Origin of the sequence: Youngiibacter fragilis 232.1 (genome assembly GCF_000495435.3) — a bacterium.
GTDB classification, from domain to species: Bacteria; Bacillota; Clostridia; order Clostridiales; family Clostridiaceae; genus Youngiibacter; species Youngiibacter fragilis.
Genome location: NZ_AXUN02000001.1, coordinates 13,156 through 32,727, shown reverse-complemented (window position 1 = coordinate 32,727; position 19,572 = coordinate 13,156). Strand labels below are relative to the sequence as shown.

The window sequence follows — 19,572 nt, the reverse complement described above, 5'->3', positions numbered from 1 at the left end:
CAACTACAATATACAAGGAGGGCTTATGGAACACCTGTTTATACTGTCCTATTTTCTTGCATTCCTCTTCCTTCTGGTTTACGGAGCCTACCAGCTCATCACATATTTCAGGAAGGACCACAACGTGACAAGGATCAACAGGCTTACCATGGTCCTTACCGCCCTGTCCTTCATGGTATTCATGTACCTTGACATCAGCATGGTTAATGCGCTTATAGGCTCTGCAATTTTCATGGTAATGATTAGGGTTGCCTATGTCATCTACTCTGATACCTACGAATAGCCTTTGGCTTATGAGGCCTTGGCCCAGAGGACCTTCACTGGTTTTTCACCTTTGTGGAAAAAGGAATATTTCACCTTAAACAGGCTCTGCAATTGCGGAGTCTTTATTATTCCGCTCATTTATCTCAGATTTCCCATTTTTTCATCTTACATGAATATGTCCTGTTAGCCGGTCCATAATGGCTAAAAGCGGCCTTTTGCCATTCTTCCGGGAATAAGCATATTTTCATTGAAATACAGGGAGGGAATGATATGGATAAAAGCGAAGAGAGGAATAACCTGTTGTCAGTTGCGCATGGATATCCATGCTCTTCTGACCCTGATGGGTCACTAGCTTCTGATGACTCTCAGGTACCAAAGGACCGGAATGCCCTCAAGGCAGCCTTCGACGGACTTCAGTCCCGCGAAAAGGACATACTGTCCTACTATATAAATAAGGGTGCCGGCGGCCTCAGGAACTATTCGGAGCTATGGAAGGAAGAGTACGAGGACATTGAAAAGGAAAAGGACAGGGTCCTTGGAAAGATGGTCCTCCTCATGGAGTCAAAGTATCCGGATTCGATCTGAAACGGTGAAGGTTCCACCATCGGACAGGTTGTGGTAGAATGAATCGAAAACTTTCAGATACCCAATCCATCCGAAACTGGAGATGATACCATGTCAAACTTGAATGAAGCTGCAAGACTTATCAAGAAAGCAGGAAAGATACTCGTCCTTACAGGTGCGGGAATGTCCACCGAATCCGGGCTCAAGGATTTCAGGTCAAAGGACGGACTATACAGCAACCACTACAGGGGACATTCCCCTGAAACCATACTATCGGCAGGTTTCTTCAGAAGGGATACCAGGACCTTTTACGATTACGTTGGCGAAAAGCTAAATGTAACAGGCATAGAGCCAAACAAGGGTCACAGGATCCTTGCATCCTGGGAAGACACGATGGACTTGTCGGTTATAACGCAGAACATTGACGGTCTCCATCAGAAGGCAGGAAGCAAAAGAGTACTCGAGATACACGGGACCCTTGCCACGACAACCTGCACCCGGTGCGGGGAGAGAAGGCTCCTTGAGGAGGTTCTCGACGACGGATACGAGCATTCATGCGGAGGCGTGTTCAAGCCTGATGTGGTCCTTTATGACGAGGCTGTCGACAAGATCGAGGAGGCCTTCGGCATGGCCGAAAAGGCTGACCTCCTCATCATTCTCGGTACATCCCTTTATGTATATCCTGTCGCATCGATCCCTGAGGTATACGGCATATCGACTAAAAAGGCCATAATAGTAAACAGGGACCAGACCAGATACTCCATGCACGTGAACGCCCTTGAGTTCAACGAATCAATAAGCGCAACCCTGGAAAAGCTTGACCACCTTATCCACGAATGATTCTTTCATGCACCTTTAGAAGACCTTAAGCTTTCGTGAAATTACTCACGAAATGGTGCAATTTCAAGGGTATGGTATATAATTAAGGGGTATTCGCATTAGGGGGACTCGTATGAAAAGAAAGAAAAAGAAATCAGGCACGGTTAAAATAGTACTTCTGTCTGTACTTGCACTTCTCCTCTTCGGAGTTGGATTCGGATATGCTTATGTGAGCAATCTTCTGAACTCGACCGAGAAGGAGGTCATATCCGAGAAAGAGGACGACCTTGGAATCGGAGTCGGCATTGAAATAGAGGATGAGGACGGCAAGAAGGTAGATACAAGCAAGGATATCTACTACTATGAGGGAGTCAAGGGAGTCACAAACATAGCCCTGTTCGGCATAGACGCAGAGTCAGGGATTGCCGGTAGAAGCGACGTCATCATGATAGTGACAGTGGATGAGAACTCAAAGAAGGTCAAGCTCACATCAATAGTCAGGGACACATATGTAAGCATACCGGGAAGGAAGATGGACAAGATAACCCATGCATACGCATACGGCGGCGCTCAGCTTGCACTTAAGACCCTGAACGCCAACTTCAACCTGGACATCAAGGATTTCATGTCGGTAAACTTCACTTCCCTTCCAAAGATCATAGACATGATCGGCGGAGTCTCAGTGAAGATAACTAACGCAGAAGCCGGAGAGATCCCTGGAATGACCGGGGCTGGAACATTCACCCTTAACGGAGAGCAGGCTCTAGCCTACTCAAGGATAAGGAAGATAGACAGCGACTTCGAGAGAAGCAGAAGGCAGAGGACTGTAATGCAGGCGATAATCAGCAAGATGATGAAGAGGCCTGTGACCTCATACCCTACTCTCATGAAGAACCTGCTGCCTCTTGTCAAGACAAACATGAACTCAACCGACATGCTCTCACTTGCCACCAAGGTAGTGACTACCGGAATCTCAACGATCGAGCAGAACAGGTTCCCGCAGGATAACTATGCTGCCGGGAAGATGATCAGCGGGACATACTTCTTCGTGTTCGAAAGGGAACAGACCCTGAAGAACATCGGAGAATGGATCTATCTGGACAAGAAATCAGAATAGCAAAGGCAGCCCATTGCGGCTGCCTTTGATTTTTCCATAGGCTCCAATAAGGATTCTTTTCCTTTGCTGCATAACATGCAGCTTCTGCGCATAATTACTTTGAAAGTCAAATTTTTACTTCCAAAATCACAGTTTCGGTACTATACTAATCCTATCGCACAAATGGAGGGATAAAATGAATAACTACAGACGGCTCACATACGGGGGAGTGCTCGGTGCACTTGTATTCCTCGGAACGTATTTCCTGAAGGTTCCAATTGCATACGGATATATCCATCTTGGCGACGGGATGATACTGATAAGCTCAATACTCCTCGGCCCGTTCGCGGCTGCGCCTGCAGCGGTAGGATCGGCACTTGCCGACCTTGTGTCAGGCTATGCCATGTATGCGCCGTTCACCTTCGTGATAAAGGCCTTGATGGCAGTGGTACCGGCACTCATGGTAAGAGGTTCGAAGGCGGCTCCTTCAAAATACGCAATACCTTTCATACTTGCTGAAATCATCATGATCATTGGCTATTTCCTTGCCGACAGCATATTCTGGGGAACAGAAGGTGCCATAGCCGCAGCTCCCATGAATGCCATACAGGCGGTATCAGGAGTTGTCATAGGCATCATCGGTGCAGGCGTCATAAGGAAGAACAGCATCAGCATCTAGCAATCAAAATTTTTCTGCGATCAAAGGAAAACGCCCTCACAGGCGTTTTCTTTTGCTTCCAATATGTCTGCAGGGCCCTTACGGCCTTAATCGGTTCAGCTTTTAACGCATGATCATCCGTTTCTTCCTGAAACCCTTGCATCCTTCACGTTAAGCTGTATGTTCCTGTTGCCGTTGTATTCATTGATGTCAGGATAGTAGACAAGGTCCAGGAAAACGTCCCTTATCGTATCATCGGCCGTATAGGAGGTACCCTTCCCGTCATTTACCATGGAAAGGTACCTTTCAGTGCCGTTGAACCAGATGCCATCAGTGATGGAATTCCCTCTCCTCAGGCTAAGCTTGACATGGTTCTTCTCTCGGCCTATGAACCTTGAACTCACAACCTCAACACCCTTGTCCCCGAATACAGGCGAAGGATTGCCCTTTCCATATGGCTCAAGAGCTGATATGTCGGCTATGTCCTTCATCGTCACTGTATCAAACCTGAGCGGAACATCGATTGAAATCTTAGGAACCAGGTCCTCGGGCTTCAGGCTGCATGTTCTGTTGAGCCTTTGCCTGAAATCTTCGATGTTCCTTTCCTCGATTGACAGTCCGCAGGCCATCGGATGGCCTCCATACTTGAGGAGGATATCGTCGCATTCCCTTATCGCCTCTATCATGTTGAATTCTTCAATGCTCCTGCCGGAGCCCTTTGGATTTTCCTTGCCCCCTGTCAGCACTATCACAGGCCTGCTGAACATCTCCTTGACCCTGCCTGCAACGATCCCTGCGATGCTCTCATGCACGGACCTGTCGTAGACAACAATGACCCTGCTTCCTTCATGCCCTTCTTCCCCAATCTTCCTCAAGACAGACTCCAGTGCTTCGGTTGTCAGCTCCTGCCTTCTTGTATTCAGCTCCACAAGGTTCACAGCAAGCTCGAAGGCCCTTGACATGCTTTCCGTCGTAAGCAGCTCAAGGGCGAGCCTTGCTGATTCAAGCCTTCCTGTCGCATTGATGCAGGGCCCTATTATGAAGCCGATATGGTACGCCCCTATTGTCTTGCCTTCAAGGTCGCTTGCCTTGATAAGAGCCTGAAGACCCTTGTTCCTGGTCCTGTTCAGTATGTTCAGGCCTTCCCTGGCTATTATCCTGTTCTCATCAGACAGGTCCACCACATCGCATATGGTACCTATTGCAGCGAGCTCCAGAAGCTCATCCCCTATATCGAATGAAGCACCCATCAGAGTGAAGAGTGCACCTGAGAACTTGTACGCTATCCCTGCCCCTGAAAACCCGGAGAATGGATAATCCTCATCCCTCCGGTGCGGATTTATGATTGCATCAGCAGGGGGAAGCAGCATCCCATCCTGTTCTCCAGAAGGAATATCATGATGGTCGGTAACCACGACCTGCATTCCGAGACTTCTGGCAAGCCCTATCTCATCAAAGGCTGAGATGCCGTTGTCACAGGTGAGTATTACCTCGGCACCCTCATCCCTCAGTATCCTCACCCTTTCAGGATTCATGCCGTAACCTTCCTCCTCCCTGTGGGGGATCCAGCAGGATACATTTGCACCGAGCCTTTCAAGAGCCTTCTTGAGAATGGCTGTGGAGGTCACTCCATCAGCGTCATAGTCGCCGTATATGACGATCCTCTTCTTTTCAATTATCGCATCCCTTATTATTCCGGCACCCTTTTTCATGTCCTTCATGATGAAGGGGTCCCTTAACTGTCCCATTCCGCCATAGAGAAACATTTCAGCCTTCTCTTTGTTATCCACTCCCCTGTTAAGGAGGAGCCTTGCGATAAGCGGTGAAACCTTGGCATTTTGAGCTATCTCAGACAGGCTGCCAGAAGCACCCCTTATAAACCATCTAGCCATTTAAACATCTCCAATTCAAGTCTCAACAACCATTATAGCAGACATGGGGACAAAATATACACAGATGAAGACCTTGGGGTCAATTGACCAGAACAGTAACCGGCCTTTACAGATGCTGGATGAGGTGCATATAATCAGGGGAGGTGATTTTTTTGAAGCTAAGGAAATCAGAAATAAGGGATCTGCCTGAGATACTCGCGATAATAGGCGATGCCAAGGGATTCCTCAAGAGCCAGGGCCTTGACCAGTGGCAGTCGACCTATCCTTCTGAAGAGGACATCATGAAGGACATTGAGTGCGGATATTCCCATGTACTTGAGGATGATGGAAGGATAATGTGCACAGGCGCCATCCTTGAAACCTCTGAAAAGTTCTATGAGGTGATCTATGGCGGCTCCTGGATAACAGACGGAAGATACATGACGATACACAGGCTGGCAACCAGAAGCGATTCAAGGGGCAAGGGCACAGCTTCCAGGTTCATGGAGGAGACTGCTTTACTCTGCAGGGAAAAGGGACTCCCATCTATCAGGATAGACACACACAGTGGAAACCTTCCGATGCAGAGGATGCTTGAAAAGAACGGATTCATAAGATGCGGCACCATCATCTTCGGTGATGAAGGTGAAAGGATCGCATTCGAAAAGGTCCTTTGAAATGAGGGACAGGTAAGNNCTTACCTGTCCCTCATTTCAATCTGTTCCTTTTTTAATCATCCTGACCTGATAAGTGGCTCTGGCATTCTTTCTATGCCTTCCCCTTCTTCTCAAGCAGGAAGTTGTAAAGCATGTCTTCCCTGAGGTCATGGGCTTCAGCTCCAAGCCCCAGCTTCTCAAGGAGTTTATAACCCAATTCCATTGCAGTTGCAGGCCCGCGTGAGGTTATCACGTTGCCGGAGGATACGGTTACCTCTTCAAGATACCTGTTGCAGTCGATGATGTCCTTGAAACCCGGGAAGCTTGTTGCCTCCTTGTCCTTGAGGAGGCCTGCCTCGCTGAGGACGATGGGGGCAGCGCAGATTGCAGACAGCAGCACGTTGTCTTTGTCATACTTCTTCAGAAGCCCGATTACCCTCGCATCATCCCTCAGGTTTGCAGCTCCGGGCATTCCTCCAGGCAGATATATCAGGTCATAGATGTCCTTGTTGATATCGATATACTCGAGCCTTACATCGCTCTTGATTGTTATCCCATGTGAGCCCTCTACGAATTCCTTGTCTATCGAGCAAATATGGACCTTGACATGAGCTCTTCTCAGAATATCGATGACTGTCACGGCCTCGATCTCCTCAAAGCCCTTCGCAAGCAGAACCAGTACCTTTTTCATAAATAACCCTCCAATCTGTTCCGTTTGAGGACTTCTCCCCAACACGATTATACCATAGGCAAAAACCTTGGTTTGCCGCTGCTGTCACCTGTAGCTGTGTATGCTCTCTATGAGAGTGTTTACACCCACGTAGGTGAACAGGACGCAGATGAATCCGATGAGGCAGAACCAGGCGGCCTTCCTTCCCCTCCAGCCCCTTGATATCCTCATGTGGAGGTAGGCAGAATAGATAAGCCAGGTTATGAGGGACCAGGTCTCCTTGGGGTCCCATGCCCAATACCTTCCCCATGCCCTTTCAGCCCATATGGCCCCTGTGATTATGACCAGGGTAAGGAAGAAATACCCCGTGGTTACAGCCCTGTAGCTTATCATGTCCAGCCTCTCCGCCGGAGGAAGGTGTTTCTTCAGGAAATCATCCTCCCTGAACCTGTCCCTTGCAAGGTACATGGCAGACACGCCGAAGGAAACACCGAAGGATCCGTAACCTACTACAGCCGTTGCAACATGGAAGGTAAGCCAGTTGCTCTGCAGTGCAGGCATGAGCGGCCTCACATCCTTGTTCTGCATGGCGGCATATCCGATTATGACTATTGCCACCGGAGTCACGAAGGCTCCCATGGCCCTCAGGCCGTATTTCTTCTCGAAAAGTATGAATACTAGGATTATCCCCCATACGAAGGAGGTGGCGAATTCGTACTGGTTTGTAAGCGGCACCCTTCCCGCTCCGATGCCCCTCGAGACAAGGGCCAGCGTATGGAATATGAGTCCTGCCCTGGCGGCGAGGCTCCCCCATTTCCCCATGGTCTCGTTCTTGCCTACAAGGAACGCAAGGTATGCTGCCATGGCCAGGAAGTAGGCTGCAAACGCTGCGTAGAATAGTATGCTTTCAGCTGTGAGGAAACTCTTCCCGTCCATCATGCACCCCCTGATACTGATTTTACAGCCTGCCTTATGTCCTCGGTGAATATTGCCTGATTCCTCCTGGACCAGCCCCATACTTTCGTTACGCCCTTTGAAGTATACGTGACGATCTCCTTGGGCTGAAAGAAGAATGCAAGCATGGCCCCGATGACCATCAGTGCCCCACCTGTCGATACCCACAGGAGCGCAGGGTCCCTAACTATCTGCAGATATGTGAACATGGTGGGGGATTCTGCCCTGAAGGTGTACTCAAGGAACCTTATCTCCTCGCCTGGGGAAGCGGCATCCATCATGACCATCTGACCCTTGTAGTACACCGCGTACACGAACTTCGGATTTTTAGGCAGCGGTGAAAGGGTTGCAGGATTTCCGTTTATGACTGTGAAATCCGGATAGAAGGACATGTAGTAGAGTGCGATGTCGCCCTCCTCGTAAACCTCGGACTGGTATATCGTCTTCCGGGAAACCACTGCACCTGATTTTTCAAGGGTTGCCTCCAATGCCCAGCCCGTACCGCTCTGGTATATGCTCATCCCTCCGACCCTCATCGGTCCGTTGACTATTATCCTCCCGGTCTTAGATGAGGACCCTTGGGGACCGTCCACCCTGACATCTGAGATGTACTGGTTGACGGTATAGTCCTGCCTCAGTTCGATATCGAAGTCAAGGATGCTTAAGGTATAGCCTGTATCAAGGATCCTGTGGCTGGTTCCCGGGATCCCGTAGACGAAGGTCTCGAACCCTGTTGTCCTTCCAACATAATATGCGACTATGACGACAAGTATCCCAAGATGAAGGAGCCATGACCCAAGTGGTCCTGTCCTGTTCCTTTCAGACCAGGCCCAAGTGCCGCCCTCATCAGCCCTTCTGTTTATCTTCCTGAAGCCAAGCTCCCTTATGAGCCTGTCCGTGACCTCAGAATCCAGCTGAGTCCTTACTTCGGTTCCTCTTTTCCTATCTGGCTCCTGTACCTTCCTGACCTCCCTGATTACTGAAGGAAGCCTTGTTATGCTGCAGAACAGGAGGTTAATGAGAAGCAGGACCACAAGGGATACGAACCACCAGGATGAGTATACGCGGTCAAGCTGAAGGAGGTCCGTGAAAGCTTTAAAGCCTTCGCCGTAGGCTGAAAGGTAGTATGACGCTTCCCTTCCCTGCGGGATCACGGTACCTGCTATTGAGGATATGGACAAGACGATAAGGATAGCTACTCCGAACTTCATTGAGCTTAAAAGTTTCAACGGCTTCTTAAGAATATCCGACATACGACGCCTCCAGACAAAAAATCGGGGCCCTCAGCAGGCCCCGCCGGGGATTTTGGTCACTTCAGAAGTTCAAGTGCCTTAAGTGCAAGTTCCTTCGCTTCATCAAGGTTCTTGTTCGACTTCTCCCAGTTGTGGAAGCCTTCGCTGTTCTCAACGAACACGAAATCCCACTTGAACTGGGCCTGCCTGTGCAGCTCCCTTACCTCATCAAGCTTTTCCTTTGTAAGCTTTCCATCCTTCACAGCCTTGTCTAGCTCGGTTATCAGCTGCTGTATCACTCCTGCGACCTCTTCGGTCTTCTCATAGACACCCTTCTGTATGCTCTCCACCATTGATGTCATTGAGCCTTCTGTTTCACCCGAATGGCACTTGAGGCAGGATTCCTTTATCGAAAGGAGAGGGCTTGTCCAGTGATGGGAATTGAAGGATTCAAGCTTCTCGCCCTTCACTTCAGGCATATGGCAGGTGACACAGGTAACTCCCATTGTACTGTGTATGCTTCCCTGGTAGGTCTCGAATTCAGGATGCTGAGCCTTGAGCATTTCGGTTCCTGTCCTCGGGTGGATCCAGTCTGAATAACCTATCCCATCATAGTATGCAAGCATGTCATCTGTGTCAAAACCCTTGGCAAGAGGCAGGATTACCTCCTTTGTATCAGGAGCGAGATAGTATTCAACATGGCACTGGGCGCAGGCCTGCTGTCCCGGAGCGATTTCAGCCTTAGCGGCAGTAAGTGCTGTAGTCAGGTGCGTTCTTGTAACATTGACGACTCCAGGTTCATTCTTGTGGCAGTCATAGCAGCTGATCGTCTCAAAGTCCTCTTTGACAGCAGCTGCAAAATCAAGGGAATTCGCCTTGATCCCCTCCTTGTTGAGGAGAGCTACGAAATCGCTTGTCTTGCAGGCAAGGCAGCTTGCTGCGGCCTTCGGCCTCTTTGTCGCTATGACATCCTCAAGTGCGTACAGATGGCCCCTCGCCCCCAGATACTCGACGCTGAAGCCATAGCCCTCATAGAACTCCTTCAGGTACGGGTGCTTCTCAAGATAATCTGTCTGGATGGACCCTCCATATGTGGTAGCATTCATCTGGCTGTTCTCAAGGTATGTCGCATAGACGTCCGGGTGCTTGGACTGCCAGTCCTTGGCCGAGATCATCTCATCCTCCTTGCCTGAGCAGCCTGCCATCATGAAAAGTGCGGACACAAAAATCAGAAGCAGTAACTTCCTCCTCATTGCACACTTCCTTTCAGGTCATAAAACCTCCTGGTGTAATTGAACCAATATTCAGTTAATTATTATCGCTAAATATATTATATCAATCAGCGGACTCAAGATAAAGGCATCATCATTGAACATTGTGTTAAGAGAAAGGCAGGACCTGCAAAGATTGTGCAGGTCCTGCCCTATGTACGGTTAATTATCTATATTATGTCAGCCTTGCTCACCTTGTCTCCAAGTACCACCATGAATACATTCTTGCCCCTGGCAGCCCTGTTCTGGAGCTTGATGTCCTCAAGGGGCACCTTCTTGTCAGGGAATCCCTTCGATGAGAGAACCAGCTCCTTCTCCGTCGTCACGACGGATGCGAAGAATACCCTGTCCTCTTCCTTCAGGTTTATTCCCACGACTCCAGATGCGTTCTTTGAGAGCAGTGAGATGGATTCGGTCTCGAACCTTATTGCCATGCCCTTCTCAGTCACCATCAGCATGGAAGCTGATATGCTTCCCGGGAAGGCTCCCGCGTACGCGAGACGGTCGTCAGGCTCCTTGAACCTTATGACGCTTCCTGACATTGAGTCACCGACAAAATCAGAGATCGGAGTCCTCTTCACAAGGCCACCTTCAGTGGCCATGTAGACCTCCCTGTCGTCGTAGAGCTCATCCTCCATTGTGAACACACCGACTACCCTTTCACCCTTCATCATGTCCCCGTAAAGGTCAGACAGGGTAATTGGTTCCTGGAGGTTCTCAAAGAGATACATCGGTATCTTGCAGTATGCCCCGAGGCTTGTCACCGCAACGAGTGACAGGTATGAGGCCCCCGTTACATTATAAGCAGACTTTGACCTTCCTGCCCTGGCAGTTACCTTTATCTCTCCCTTTTCAGTGACAGTAAGGTTGAACTCCCTGGCCTCGTAGTCATTCTCGAAATGTACCCTGGCTATCTCATCCTGAGGCGGCATAGTCAGGAACTGGTCAGGTACTATCATCCTGTCCTTTATCTGCACATCTGCCTCCGGCACGGTGAAGTCAAGTCCCCTGTTTGTAAGTATTCTCACGAACATTGGCTTTTCAGGTATCCCTTCTGAAAGGATGGACTCCCTTTCGAGAACGCGTTCCTTGTATGCCTTAGGCAGAAGTTCACCTAATGTGTTGTCCTCAAGGATCCTTCCCCTCTCAAGCACTACCGCGCATACCTTTTCGCCATCCTTCAGCTTGACTCCCGATATCTTGGAGTAGTTTGTCTTGAAGCTTTCAAGGAGAGTCCTCTTGAGACCTCCTCTGGTTGTCATGAACTTGACCACAGCCTCTTCATCAGGGTCCCTTATGGTGAAGGCTGCAACAATCTCTTCCTCTGACAGGTCTATGCCCTTTACGAACTCGTCAAGCCTTTCGCCCTTCTCCTTCCATTTCAGGTCAGGCAGTAAGTGGGTCTTTATCTGATAAAGCATGCCGCTTGACCCGAACACATAGAGCATCTCCTTGGTGTTGCTCTGGACAAGGAGCCTGCAGGAGTCACCCTCCCTGTATTCTATGGCTGACACATCAGAGGATACCCTCTGGAAGTTCTTTAAAGGCAGCCTCTTCAGGAATCCGTCCTTTGAGACTGTAACCATGACATCCTCTTCGACCATGATGTCGCTGGCATCTATTACCGCCTCCGTTGCATCGGCTATAATCTCGGTCCTCCTGTCGTCCCCGAAGCTTGCGGAAACCTCCAGGAGCTCCTTCTTGATGAGCTTCATGAGCTCCTTCTCGCTAGCGATTATCTTTTCCAGCGAGGCTATTAGCTTCTTGAGCTCCCCGTGCTCCTTGATGTAGACCTTAAGCTCGAGTCCTGTGAGCCTGTACAGCATGAGCTCAAGTATGGCCTGGGCCTGAGGTTCAGTGAATCCGAAGCCTTTCATGAGGTTCTCAGCCGCGTTCGCCTTGGAGGTCGACTGCCTGATCGTCCTGATGACCTCGTCAAGCACATCGATGGCCTTCATGAAGCCCTCCACAATGTGGAACCTCTTCTTCGCTATGTCAAGCTCCTTGAGGGTCCTTCTCGTGATGATCTCCTTCTGGTGTTCGACGTATTCTTTGATGATCCTCTTGAGACCCATGGTCTCGGGCTTACCCTTGGATAGTGCCACCATGTTGAAGTTGAGGTTTATCTGAAGGTCGCATCTCTTGTAAAGGTATAGGAGTATCTTCTCAGCTGTCTGCTCGTCAACTGCCTTCTTGAACTCTATGACAGCCCTCACGCCAGTCCTGTCCGATTCATCCCTTATGTCGGTTATCGACTCAAGGGCCTTCTGGTGCTTCTTGTCAGCTGTCATGTCGGAGATCTGCTGCAGGAGCCTTGCCTTGTTCTTCCTGTACGGGAACTCAGTAATGACTATACCAAGTCTCCCGTTAGGGAGCCTCTCTATCTCGCATCTCGAGCGGAGAGTCACCTTGCCTTCACCTGTTGTGTAGGCCTGTTTAAGGTCCTCTTCTCCAATGAGGATCCCCCCTGTCGGAAGGTCCGGTCCCTTAACGTGCTTCATAAGCCCTTCAGTTGTTATTTCAGGGTCATCGATGAATGCGCAGGTTGCGTCGATTACCTCCCTCATGTTATGGGGAGGTATGTTCGTGGCTAGTCCTACAGCTATTCCGAAAGCCCCGTTGACAAGGAGGTTCGGGTATCTCGCAGGCAGCACCACCGGCTCCATCTCCGTATCCGAATAGTTCGGGGTGAAGTCTACGGTATCCTTGTCGATATCCCTTATCATCTCGAGGGCGACCTTCGAAAGCCTTGCCTCCGTATACCTCATGGCGGCAGCCGAGTCACCGTCCATCGATCCCCAGTTTCCGTGTCCGTCTATGAGGGGTGCCCTGGTGGTGAAATCCTGTGCCAGGATAACCATTGAGTCGTATACCGAAGAATCCCCGTGAGGATGGAACTTACCGAGTATGTCACCGACTATCCTTGCTGACTTGAAGTATGGCCTGTCAGGAAATGCCTTGAGGAGGTATGTCCCGTAGAGTATCCTCCTGTGGACAGGCTTCAGGCCGTCCCTGACATCAGGAAGAGCCCTGTCCTTGGCAACCTCCACCGCATAGGGGAGGTAATTGTCGGGCATGGCTTCCTCGAGGGGTACGTTGATTATATTGTTGTCCTTTGGTAGTGCGTTCTTTTTAGACAAAAGCGAGACCTCCTAGAATTCAGCATACTTGTACATGTAGTTCTTCCTCGGCTCCACAACGTCTCCCATGAGCAGAGAGATCATCCTCTCGGCTTTTGCTGCGTCGTCGATGGTCACCCTGAGGAGAGTCCTTGATTCCGGGTTAAGCGTGGTATCCCACAGCTGCTCCGCGTTCATCTCGCCCAGCCCCTTGTACCTCTGTATCATGAATCCCTTCCCTATGAATTTCTTTGCTTCTTCAAGCTCACTGTCCGAGTAGGCATACCTGTGGACCTCGCCGTTCTTACCGCTCTTGTATACCTTGTACAGCGGCGGCTGTGCCAGGTAAAGGTGCCCGTTCGCAATGAGGGGCCTCATGTACCTGTAGAGGTATGTCATCCAGAGCGTCCTTATGTGGTATCCGTCCACATCAGCATCGCTCATTATGATCACCTTGTTGTACTTGAGGTCTTCAAGCCTGAAGTTATCGAGCGTGCCTGTTCCGATCGCTGTGTTGAAGATCCTGAGCTCCTCGGATCCCAATACGTTCTCAAGCTTCTGCTTTTCTGTGTTCATGATCTTGCCCTTTGAAGGCATTATCGTCTGGAACCGCCTGTCCCTTGCCTGCTTCGCAGACCCGCCAGCGGAGTCACCCTCAACCACTATGAACTCAAGGCTTTCCTTTTCCTTCATGGTGCATACGGCTATCTTTCCGGCAAGAGGTGCTGTGCCCTTTCCGACCTTCTTCCTCTCGGCCTCGTTTATCTTCTTTATCTTGTCCCTGCGGAGTGCGGCATCAAGCGCGTTTGATATCAGCGATGAAGCTATTTCCTTATGGTCCTCTATCCACTCTGAAAACTTCGTGTATGACAGGTCGTTCATGAGGGTATAGGCCTCATTGTTTCCGAGCTTGTTCTTCGTCTGTCCCTCGAACATGGGGTTATTGAGCCTGACCTTGACTATGGCAGTCATGCCTTCCCTCAGGTCGTCACCCTCGAAGTCCTTGTCCTTGACAATACCCAGCTTCTTTCCCCACTCCTTGAAGGCCCTGGTCATTCCCGTCTTGAAGCCCGACTCGTGGGTACCCGCCTCGGTGGTAGGGATGTTGTTGACATAGCTTGCAAGGGTCTCGAGCGTTGAGTCCGTGAACTGGACGCACACCTCCCCCTGGAGCATCATGTTTCCGATACTTCTCTCACCTTCAAAGAGTATTGGCTCCTGATGGAGTACTGTCTTCGACTCGTTGAGGTAGTCGATGAAGTCAAGGAGGCCCCTTTCACTGTGGTAGACCTTCTCAAGCGGCTCATCGCCCCTCTCATCCCTCAGAACAAGTGTTATTCCCTTGTTCTGGAAGGAAAGTTCCATCATCCTCTCGTCTATGACCTCGAGCTTGTAGTCAATGCTTGAGAAGACATCCTTGTCCAGGAGAAATGTGACGCTGGTGCCTTCCCTGTCTGTCTTTCCAACGACCTCAAGCTTTGTGACCGGTGTACCAGGCATCTTCCTCCTGCATTTCTCGTCATATGCGTATTCGAACCTCTGCCTGTGTATCTTTCCGTCCTTATGGACCTCGACCACGAGCCATTCGCTCAGGGCGTTGACAACAGAGGCCCCGACTCCGTGGAGACCGCCTGATGTCTTGTAGTTGTCGTTGTTGAACTTTCCTCCCGTATGGAGCTCAGTGTAGACCATCTCCACACCTGAGATCTTCTTTACGGGATGTATCCCTACAGGTATCCCCCTGCCGTTGTCCCTTACGGTAACGCTCCTGTCCCTGTTGAGTATGACAGTGGCGGTATCCCCGTAACCGTTGGTTATCTCATCTATCGCATTGTCCAGGATCTCCCAGACGCAGTGGTGTATGCCCTTCGTCCCGGTGCTGCCGATATACATTCCCGGCCTTATCCTTACCGGCTCCAGCTTCTCAAGGGAAGTCAGGTCGGTCACGCTGTATGATTTCTTGCTATCTTCCATAAAAACCTCCTGCACCATCAGCTTTGAACATCTGTTCTAAAAGCCCGCCATCTCGATTATACATCATGGCGAAAAAAATTGAAACATCAGTGACACCCTATTCAATCATGAAGAGCGAAGCGGAAACCGTCACTGATTCGGGAGCCATGGCACTCTTCCCCTCAGTCTTGCCCCAGAGCATGGGAGTCATGAGCAGAAGCTCCTCACCGTTGCCTTCAGCATCAAAGACCGTGTCTATCCTTTCCCTTGAAAGGACTGACATGCTCTCCTCCATATGGGCGACTATGTCCTCGTTGGAGTACTCCTTGAGACCGAAAGCCTTCCTGAGCTCTATTAGGTGCTCCTTTTCAGGCACCACCTTGAGCACCTTGCCGCCTGGCTTCAGTACTCTCCTGAATTCCCTGTAGCTTGCGGGAGTGAACATGTTTATGACGAAATCAAAGCTCTTGTCAGCAAAGGGCAGGCTGCCCAGGTCAGCGACAAAGAACAGTATGTCCTTTTCAGTCCTGCCTGCAATTGTTATCCCACCGCTTGAGATATCTATGCCCACAAGCTTCGGACTGATTCCCTTCTCCCTCAGCTTAAGGTCAAGGTATTCAAGCCCGGTCCCCTCTCCGCAGCCAGCATCCAGGATGACAGGCTCAGAGATTCCTGATTCTATTACAGCAGCTGCGATCCTGTCAAGTATCCCGTCGAAAAGTCCAAGCCTCATCAGCTTTCTCCGTGACTCAAGCATCTCCTTGCTGTAGTTCTCACCGCCGTAGCCAAGCACAAAATTGACAGTGCCTTTCTTCGAGAAGTCATATGTATGACCTGACGGGCACCTGAGGCTCTTCCCATCAACCGCTATACTCCCCCTGCACCTTGGGCATTCAAGTATCCCGAGCTCCTTGATGGACTCGGTCCTTCTTTCAATCTTCGTTAGCATGACAGCACCATCCTTCCATTCACCATAGAATTATACCAGATTCTTGGAACTGAAGGAACAGAAGGCTTCAAGGCAAGGTAATGCCCAAAACAATGGATTGTAAACTATTGCAACAATACGTATAATCTAATCAAAGGGCCAGCCTGAACGGGCTGGAGGAAAGGGAGTGATGTCAATGGCTGAAAAGACAAGGCTCGGCCTGGTGGGTCTCGGATCGATCTCAAAGAAGGCTTATATGCCTGTCCTCCTTAAGGAAAAGGACTGGACACTAAGCGGCTGCTATTCCAGGTCCGAGGAGAAGAGGAAGGCTTTCGGTGAGGAGTACAGGATAAAGGTCTTTGATTCGCTGGAGGAAATGGCTGAAAACGTCGATGCGGTCGTAATCAACACAAGCACCGACAGCCATTATGAGATCGCCTCCTTCTTCCTCGAACGGGGCAAACATGTGCTCATGGACAAGCCTTTGGCTGAAACCGTTGATGAGTGCGAGAAGCTTGTGCTCTCATCAGTACGGAACAATGTAAACCTCATGGTCACATATAACAGGAGATTCGCTCCAATGTACCGATTCCTCAAGGACCACATAACAAGCACCTCACTTATCAGGATAGTTAAGAACAGGTCCGATGGCATAGGCCCGAAGGATTTCGAGTTCACACTGAAGGATGACTACATACATCTCGTCGATACTGCAAGATGGCTCTTTGACGGCAAGCTCATACTAGTCGACGGGGAGCTTGCAGTGAACAGCGAAAACCAGCTCATATACGCAGAGCACTTCTTCAGGAGTCCCGAGGGCTGCAGGATACAGACAATAATGCACAGGGATTCGGGACTTGACCGTGAGATACTTGAGGTCATTACCGAAGGTGCTACCTACAGGGTCATTGACATGTCAGTCCTTGAAACCGAGAAGAATGGAAGCCTAATCACCGAGTACCCTTCACCATGGAACACCCCGGAAAGGCTGAAGGGCTTCGAAGATGCCATACTCCATTTCTTTGACGTCCTTAACCGCGAAAAGGAGCCGGTCTCAAACGGCAGGGAAGCTTTGGCGACACAGAGGATGATAGACAGCATAGTTAAGTCCTACTAAAAGACAGTGGCCCCGGAAAGCTAACCGGAGCCACTGTCTTTGTCTGCCGTTTCGTATCTTGGAGGGAACACGAAAAAGAAAATCTATATATACGCCTGTGTCGGCGCTGCAGAATTCATGTTATGCTGTCAAACCTTCTCCTCTTCCTTATAAGAAGCAGAAGGAGGAATACCGCCATGGCGGCGGAAAGGCCTGCCGCAATCAGGAAGTCATTGTCATCCCGGACCGGTACCTCATCTGTTGGTACCTCCCTGATCCTGTCATCCATGCGGACATCACCCGGCATACCCTTGCCAAAACCGACATCCCTGCCGCCAGCGGAAGAGCCGTTGCCTCCATTTGTCGAGGGCTTCTCTCCGAGGAGCTGCAGCCTTATGTTCTCTGCCATGCCGTATGCTGCAAGCCTGAGCTTTGGTACGCTTCCGCCATTCATTCCACCCTGAGGGTCCCTGCCTGGAAATTTGTTCCCTTCATTGCCATTTTTCGAAGGAACCACCATTTCAGTTTCCACCTGACCCGACTGAATCTCTTCAAGTTCCTCCTCGGTCACATCCGAGATGTTCTCCTGGTATTCCGCGTAGGTGTAGAATGACGTGGGGTCTGTCCTTACAAGGTCCCCTATGAGGCTGTCTATCTCCCCTATCCTCTTCCCGAGGTATTCCTCGCTAAGGTAATTTTCAGCTATCTCCTCAAGGTAGCTGTGGTACGCTTCAAGATACCCCTCATTGCTTAACAGCACCTGTACAAGAGGTCTCGATGACAGGCTGCCCTGGACAGGCTCATCTATGTATACGGATGAGGCTGATGATACACCCATCCCGAAACCTCCGAAGGACATGTTGTAGTCCCAGGGTAGGATCGAGAACTTCCCGTCCACCTCATAGAGGTAGTAGTTATGGCCGAAATTGCCAAGATAGCTGTCGAAGTTCATAAGAGCCGTGTTCGCTGCGATATACCTCAGGGCGCTGTCAACATCGAGATGCTCCGGAAGGTCCACCCCTGTCTCTATTGCCTTAAGAAGTTCAGTCACCTTACTGAAGTCGTAGTCATCCTCATTGGTCTTTATCTCCAGTCCCTTGTAGCTTTCCTCTTCGTCATCGATGTAGTCTAAAGTGTTCCCGTCAGACTTGTAAAGGTCGCCGCCAGCATCTTCGAAATTCCTCTCAAGGTACGGTTCAAGTATGCTCTCAACAGCAAGGTACAATCCGAAGTACTCCCCGTTTATCGAGACCTTCGCATAGGTGAAGAGAGGAACCTTCATCCCGAACTTTTCCATGATCTCATATGACAGGAACTCCCTCATGTACGAAGGGTCTGAGTACATGTTGTTGAGGTTAAGCTGCAGGTCATCCCCAAGCTCCACCTTGAAGCTGTACCTGTCACCACCAGACCTTGAGACCGATGAGAGGCTTGAATTGCCCTTGGTCCTTATCTTCACTCCGGAATACCTGTCACCGTTCAATGTGATGTCCGCAGCCCTGTACTCTTCCTTTGCTGCGTTCTCAAGCATATCCTTTAGAAGCTCATCATCAATCGAGATGTCAACTTCCAGAATGGCATTCCTCTGGAAATAGCCATCGGCATAAAACTCGGAAGCCTCGACAGCAATGAAGTCGAATGGCAGTGAAAGAATCGCGATTACTGAGGCAGCCATCACAAGAAGGCTCATGAGAAGGTCCCTCAGCATATTCCTCCTGTATGCCCTTTCCATCATGCCGCATACTCTCCATTGTAACTGACAAGTGATGCGTTCCTCACTCCCCTGATTGAAGTCAGCTCATTCACGAATGCTGTATCAGAGCCTTTTATCCTTACCTCGAAGATCAGCTCCATGTCACCCTTTGACATGGTCTTGGACTTCAGCCTGACCTTGTCGAACCTCTTCTTCAGGAGCTCGGACACGCTTACCTCGGCAAGCTCACCGTCAAGGTCCACAAGGAGTATGTAGGGCGACTCCTTGGAGCTCTGGGATTCGAATGCCACAAGCACTCCCCCGATTATGATCGAAGCCATGAGCGCCAGTGGGAGAAGGCCTGCACCGAGTACTATCCCTCCGCCGATCGCCCAGAACAGGAAGACAAGGTCAAGGGGATCCTTTATAGCTGTCCTGAACCTGACGATTGAAAGCGCACCTACCATACCAAGGGACAGCACCACATTGGAGGTTACCGCCAGGATGACGAAGGTCGTCAGCATGGTGAGAAGTACCAGCGATGTGTTGAAGGGCTTCGAGTACATGACACCAGCAAAGGTCTTCCTGTACACGGTGTAGATGAACATTCCGAGAAGGAATGAAGCACCCAGGGCTATCCCCGCATCGACTATGGAAAAGGCTGTTACCTGTTCCAGAAAGCTTGATTTAAGTATGTCCTCAAAATTCATGTTTAACATCTCCATTCA

General features: G+C 50.1%; 17 protein-coding genes. 7 read left to right on the top strand and 10 right to left on the bottom strand.

The genetic code is table 11. The annotated features are described in order from the left end of the window. From T472_RS00145 to T472_RS00125, 5 genes are all read left to right on the top strand, one after another. The coding region (locus T472_RS00145) for a hypothetical protein (protein WP_207643924.1) at window positions 1–283 on the top strand (283 nt) is incomplete at its 5' end. Between the two features lie 251 nt (window positions 284–534). Further along, on the top strand, window positions 535–849 hold the full coding sequence (locus T472_RS00140; RefSeq protein ID WP_023386953.1) for a hypothetical protein: 315 nt from the start codon (window positions 535–537) through the stop codon (window positions 847–849). 90 nt (window positions 850–939) lie between these two features. Beyond that, a complete protein-coding gene (locus T472_RS00135; RefSeq protein WP_023386951.1) occupies window positions 940–1,668 on the top strand; it encodes an NAD-dependent protein deacylase in 729 nt (242 codons plus the stop codon). A gap of 112 nt (window positions 1,669–1,780) precedes the next feature. After that, on the top strand, window positions 1,781–2,764 hold the full coding sequence (locus T472_RS00130; RefSeq protein WP_023386949.1) for an LCP family protein: 984 nt from the start codon (window positions 1,781–1,783) through the stop codon (window positions 2,762–2,764). A 175-nt stretch (window positions 2,765–2,939) separates the two neighbouring features. Then, window positions 2,940–3,422: an ECF transporter S component gene (locus T472_RS00125; protein ID WP_023386946.1), complete on the top strand. Its 483-nt coding sequence runs from the start codon at window positions 2,940–2,942 to the stop codon at window positions 3,420–3,422. A gap of 113 nt (window positions 3,423–3,535) precedes the next feature. Here the strand turns inward: T472_RS00125 and recJ are convergent, their stop codons facing one another. Next, a complete protein-coding gene (recJ, locus tag T472_RS00120; RefSeq protein ID WP_023863194.1) occupies window positions 3,536–5,293 on the bottom strand; it encodes a single-stranded-DNA-specific exonuclease RecJ in 1,758 nt (585 codons plus the stop codon). 152 nt (window positions 5,294–5,445) lie between these two features. On the opposite strand from recJ, the gene T472_RS00115 reads away from it, so the two are divergent. Further along, window positions 5,446–5,949, top strand: coding sequence for a GNAT family N-acetyltransferase (locus T472_RS00115; protein WP_023387914.1), 504 nt, complete (start codon window positions 5,446–5,448; stop codon window positions 5,947–5,949). Between the two features lie 91 nt (window positions 5,950–6,040). On the opposite strand, the gene T472_RS00110 is transcribed toward T472_RS00115, so the two are convergent. The 7 genes from T472_RS00110 to T472_RS00080 all read right to left on the bottom strand — a co-directional run bounded on the left by T472_RS00110 (window position 6,041) and on the right by T472_RS00080 (window position 16,076). Next, window positions 6,041–6,619 (bottom strand): DJ-1 family glyoxalase III, encoded by a 579-nt coding sequence (locus tag T472_RS00110; RefSeq protein WP_023384759.1) that lies wholly within the window; start codon window positions 6,617–6,619, stop codon window positions 6,041–6,043. An 84-nt stretch (window positions 6,620–6,703) separates the two neighbouring features. Continuing rightward, window positions 6,704–7,534 (bottom strand): c-type cytochrome biogenesis protein CcsB, encoded by an 831-nt coding sequence (ccsB, locus tag T472_RS00105; RefSeq protein ID WP_023384757.1) that lies wholly within the window; start codon window positions 7,532–7,534, stop codon window positions 6,704–6,706. Beyond that, window positions 7,534–8,805, bottom strand: coding sequence for a cytochrome c biogenesis ResB family protein (locus T472_RS00100; protein WP_023384754.1), 1,272 nt, complete (start codon window positions 8,803–8,805; stop codon window positions 7,534–7,536). The genes ccsB and T472_RS00100 overlap by 1 nt, the downstream gene beginning before the upstream one ends. 56 nt (window positions 8,806–8,861) lie before the next feature. Then, window positions 8,862–10,037: an ammonia-forming cytochrome c nitrite reductase subunit c552 gene (locus T472_RS00095; RefSeq protein ID WP_023384752.1), complete on the bottom strand. Its 1,176-nt coding sequence runs from the start codon at window positions 10,035–10,037 to the stop codon at window positions 8,862–8,864. Between the two features lie 188 nt (window positions 10,038–10,225). After that, a complete protein-coding gene (locus tag T472_RS00090) occupies window positions 10,226–13,195 on the bottom strand; it encodes a DNA topoisomerase (ATP-hydrolyzing) (RefSeq protein WP_023384750.1) in 2,970 nt (989 codons plus the stop codon). 12 nt (window positions 13,196–13,207) lie between these two features. Then, the gene (locus T472_RS00085; RefSeq protein WP_023863193.1) at window positions 13,208–15,148 is read right to left on the bottom strand and encodes a DNA gyrase/topoisomerase IV subunit B; all 1,941 of its coding nucleotides are present in this window, start codon (window positions 15,146–15,148) and stop codon (window positions 13,208–13,210) included. A gap of 97 nt (window positions 15,149–15,245) precedes the next feature. Then, window positions 15,246–16,076: a methyltransferase domain-containing protein gene (locus T472_RS00080; RefSeq protein WP_023386902.1), complete on the bottom strand. Its 831-nt coding sequence runs from the start codon at window positions 16,074–16,076 to the stop codon at window positions 15,246–15,248. Window positions 16,077–16,251: 175 nt separating this feature from the next. Here T472_RS00080 and T472_RS00075 point away from each other — a divergent pair, with 175 nt between their 5' ends. Next, on the top strand, window positions 16,252–17,172 hold the full coding sequence (locus T472_RS00075) for a Gfo/Idh/MocA family protein (RefSeq protein WP_160319104.1): 921 nt from the start codon (window positions 16,252–16,254) through the stop codon (window positions 17,170–17,172). A 115-nt stretch (window positions 17,173–17,287) separates the two neighbouring features. On the opposite strand, the gene T472_RS00070 is transcribed toward T472_RS00075, so the two are convergent. Both T472_RS00070 and T472_RS00065 read right to left on the bottom strand, forming a co-directional pair. Beyond that, complete coding sequence (locus T472_RS00070; RefSeq protein ID WP_023386897.1) at window positions 17,288–18,886, bottom strand: CotH kinase family protein; 1,599 nt, start codon at window positions 18,884–18,886, stop codon at window positions 17,288–17,290. Beyond that, the gene (locus T472_RS00065; RefSeq protein ID WP_023386894.1) at window positions 18,883–19,554 is read right to left on the bottom strand and encodes a DUF4956 domain-containing protein; all 672 of its coding nucleotides are present in this window, start codon (window positions 19,552–19,554) and stop codon (window positions 18,883–18,885) included. Before T472_RS00065 ends, T472_RS00070 begins: the two co-directional genes overlap by 4 nt. Window positions 19,555–19,572: the final 18 nt, after the last annotated feature.